Source organism: Pseudomonas sp. SDO5591_S426 (genome assembly GCF_054070755.1).
On the sequence record NZ_JBSVXD010000320.1, the window covers coordinates 1 to 3,731 of the forward strand.

4 protein-coding genes are annotated in these 3,731 nt (G+C 60.5%); 1 reads left to right on the forward strand and 3 read right to left on the reverse strand.

The genetic code is table 11. The features are described from left to right. Positions 1-24: 24 nt before the first annotated feature. The 3 genes from ACW9JC_RS29230 to ACW9JC_RS29240 all read right to left on the reverse strand — a co-directional run bounded on the left by ACW9JC_RS29230 (position 25) and on the right by ACW9JC_RS29240 (position 2,733). Positions 25-1,368, reverse strand: a complete 1,344-nt coding sequence (locus ACW9JC_RS29230; RefSeq protein ID WP_457459387.1) for an ATP-binding protein — start codon at positions 1,366-1,368, stop codon at positions 25-27. Next, complete coding sequence (locus tag ACW9JC_RS29235) at positions 1,365-2,042, reverse strand: response regulator transcription factor (protein ID WP_338582499.1); 678 nt, start codon at positions 2,040-2,042, stop codon at positions 1,365-1,367. The genes ACW9JC_RS29230 and ACW9JC_RS29235 overlap by 4 nt, the downstream gene beginning before the upstream one ends. An 88-nt stretch (positions 2,043-2,130) precedes the next feature. After that, a complete protein-coding gene (locus ACW9JC_RS29240; RefSeq protein ID WP_457459389.1) occupies positions 2,131-2,733 on the reverse strand; it encodes a hypothetical protein in 603 nt (200 codons plus the stop codon). A gap of 145 nt (positions 2,734-2,878) precedes the next feature. Here ACW9JC_RS29240 and ACW9JC_RS29245 point away from each other — a divergent pair, with 145 nt between their 5' ends. Beyond that, on the forward strand, positions 2,879-3,670 hold the full coding sequence (locus ACW9JC_RS29245) for a dienelactone hydrolase family protein (RefSeq protein WP_457459391.1): 792 nt from the start codon (positions 2,879-2,881) through the stop codon (positions 3,668-3,670). Positions 3,671-3,731: the final 61 nt, after the last annotated feature.

The following is a 3,731-nucleotide window of genomic DNA, read 5'->3' on the forward strand; positions in this document are numbered from 1 at the left end:
GCCGTGCTCCTACAGGTATTCGGATCACACCACCGGAAACTGAATCCTGAACGCCGCCCCACCCATCGGTGAATCACCCAGGGTCAGTTTGGCGCTGTAGCTTTCGATGATGTCCTTGACCACCGCCAGGCCGATGCCCTGCCCCGGGTGCTGGCGATCCAGGCGTTCGCCGCGTTGCAGGATTCGCGCGCGTTGGTCGGGCGGTACGCCGGGGCCGTCGTCCTCGACGCACAACTCGATGCCGCTGAGGGTCTGCCGCACGCTGACGCGCACTTCGCCCAAGCACAGGCGATAGGCGTTTTCCAACAGGTTGCCCATCATTTCCAGCAAGGCGCCCTGCTCGATCGGCACATAACACTCCTCCGGCAGATCCAGCGCCACCCGCACGCGTTTGTCGCGATAGACCTTGTCCAGCGTGTCGCACAGGCTTTGCAGCACCGGGCGCAGGCGTACCTGATGACGCACCAGACCGCTTTTGCGCAGGCTGGCGCGCTGCAACTGATAGCTGATCTGCTGGCTCATGCGCTCGATCTGGGTTTGCAGCACCCAAGCCTGATCGCGATCTTCGGGGCGTTGCGCCATGTCCTCGCTGACGCCTTGCAACACCGCCAGCGGAGTTTTCAGGCTATGCGCCAGATCATCGAGGGAATCACGGTAACGGCTGCGCTGTTCGCGCTCGCTGTGCAGCAATCGGTTGAGGGAACCGGTCAGGCGCAGCAGTTCGCGCGGGTGTTGCTCGCTGAGGCTTTCGCGGTCGCCGCTTTCAATTTCATCCAGTTCCTGACTGAGCCGGCGCAACGCCTGCAAACCCCAGGTCAGTCCGATCCACAGCAGCGCCAGCAGCACCAGCAACGCGGCGCCGAAACCCAGATAGAGGTTTTCCCGCAGGCCTTCGAGGGTGATTTCGTATTCGCGAACCGGTTGCAGCGCAACAATGCTGAACGCCGCACTTTTGCCGCCCAGCAACTTGACCTCGACGTCATAGACGAAGAATTCCCCACTGGCTTCGCTGATCCTGGCGAACTCGTTGCCGCGCCCGTCGTAGCGCGGCTTGTAGTTGATTTTCTCTTCCTGCGTGGCCTTGGAGCGCCAGACCAGATGACCCTCGCGGTCGTAGATATAACCGAGCAATCGGCTGTCGGTGAGATTGAAACGTTCGTCGGGCAGTTGCGCCGGCATCTGCAAGTGGTTGTTTTCGACCCGGGCGGCAGAGATCAGCGTCGTGACGTCGGACGCCAGACGCTGCTCGATGGAGTCCTGCAACGCGAGGCTGAACGCACCCTGCATCGCCGGCAGCAGCGCCAGCATGAACAACACCGCCAGCAGTGTGGCGGCGAGCATCAAGCGGACACGAAGCGAACGAATCAAGTGCAACGCTCATTGAACAGGTAGCCGAGGCCACGCACGGTGTCGATCGGCTTGAACCCCACCGGCCCTTCGAGTTTGCGCCGCAGGCGACCGACCAGCACTTCGATCACGTTCGGATCGCGCTCGTCGTCATCCGGGTACAGCTGCTCCATCAAACGGTCCTTGGCCACCACCTGCTGATGATGGCGCATCAGGTATTCGAGGATGCGGTATTCGTAGGCCGTCAGCGCCAGCGGCTGATCATCGAGGGTCGCCTGTTTGCGATTGAGGTCCAGCACCAACGGCCCGGCAACGATGGTCGACTGGGTGAAACCGCTGGAGCGACGCAACAACGCATTGAGGCGGGCGTCGAGTTCTTCGAACTGGAACGGCTTGACCACATAATCGTCGGCCCCGGCGGCCAGGCCTTCGACCTTGTCCTGCCAGTTGCCGCGCGCGGTGAGGATCAGGATCGGAAAGGTCTTGCCCCGCGAGCGCAGCTGACGGATCAGGTCGAGACCGCTCATGCCCGGCAAACCAAGATCGATCACCGCCAAGTCATGGTTGAACTGCTCGGTCTGGTACAACGCCTCCTCGGCATTGGCCACGGACTCGACCACATGGCCGCTTTCCGTCAGGCGGGTTTGCAGGTGATGGCGCAACAGCGCTTCATCTTCGACGACCAGCAGTTTCATAACGCTCTCCCGGGCAAATCAAAATCTCCAGACAACCCTCTGTGGGAGCTAGCAGGCTAGCTCCCACAGAGTACAAAGGCGAACCGCTTTAGAAAGCGTAGTTGGCGGACAGGTAAGTCTGGGCGCTGCTGGTCAAATCCAGCGAACCTTGCTTGCTGCCGCCGCTTTCTTTCATCTCGGTGCTGGCGTTGCTGCGCAGGTAACGGTAACCCAGTTCAACCGAGGTGTTTTGCGAAACCTGTTGCAGCACCCCCATCTGCCCGCCGACGGCGTAACCGATGTCGCTGTCGCGGCTGTAGCCTGGCGAGTCCTGAGTCAATTTGGTCAAACCGGCCGTGGCGCCACCGAACAACTTGGTGCTGCCCCCCACCGGATAGAACAGATCGTAGCTACCCAGGAGGTTTTCCTGACGCAGTTTAATCCCATTGTGCGAGCCCGACACATTGTCGTAAGTGGCGTAGTAACGGCCCTGGCTGTTTTGCTGGCCCAGGCGCACGCCCCAGGTATTGTCCTTGCCGATCACGCCATCGGCGTTAGGATTGTTGAGGTTGGTGTCCAGCGCGTTGGACTTTTTCACCTTGTCGCTGGTCTGTCCAAAAGTAAGGCCGGCAAAATTCTCATCGGCGGCATGCGCAGCAACGCTGGCGCCCATCACGGTGAAAGCCAGAAGCAGTTTTTTGAATGCAGTCATTGGGGTGATTCCTCATGCGCTATTTGCTTTCGGGTATGGCGCAAGGTTACTGACCCGGCCCTGAACTCCCCCTGAACGCACTCTGAACCTGAGCTGAACCAAATCGACCCGACTCTTTCGACACGTTTCAACAGGAGATTCGACCATGCGCATGTTTCTCGCTGTCCTCTTACTGACGTTGAGCGGGCTCAGCCAAGCCGCCATCAAGACCCAGGAAATCCCGTACCAAAGTGCCGACGGCACAAAACTGATCGGCTACTACGCCTATGACGACGCGATCAACGGCCCCCGCCCAGGTGTCGTGGTGGTGCATGAATGGTGGGGACTCAACGATTACACCAAGCGCCGCGCCCGCGATCTCGCAGGGCTGGGCTATAGCGCGCTGGCCATCGACATGTATGGCGATGGCAAGAACACCGAACATCCCAAGGACGCCATGGCGTTCATGCAAGCGGCGTTGAAGGACAGCGCAGCGTCCAGCGCGCGGTTCCAGGCCGGGCTCGACTTGCTGAAGAAACAGCCGCAAACCGATCCGCAAAAAATTGCCGCTATCGGTTACTGCTTTGGCGGCGGCGTGGTGCTCAACGCTGCACGCCAGGGTGTGCCGCTGGCCGGGGTGGTGAGCTTCCACGGTTCGCTGGCGACCAATACCCCGGCGAAACCAGGCAGCGTGAAAGCGAAAATCCTCGTCGAGCACGGTGCGCTGGACAGCATGGTCACGCCGGATAACGTCGCGGCGTTCAAAGCCGAAATGGACAAGGCCGGCGCCGACTACACGTTCGTCAGTCTTGAAGGCGCCAAGCATGGCTTCAGCAATCCGGATGCCGATCGCTTGAGCCATGGCGATCACGGCGGGCCGGACATTGGCTACAGCAAAGCGGCGGATGAAAAGTCGTGGGCGGACATGCAGGCGTTTTTCAAGAAGATCTTTGGCTGATCAGGTAAACCGCGGCGCGGCCATCGCGAGCAGGCTCACTTCTACAGGGGAATGCGTTTCA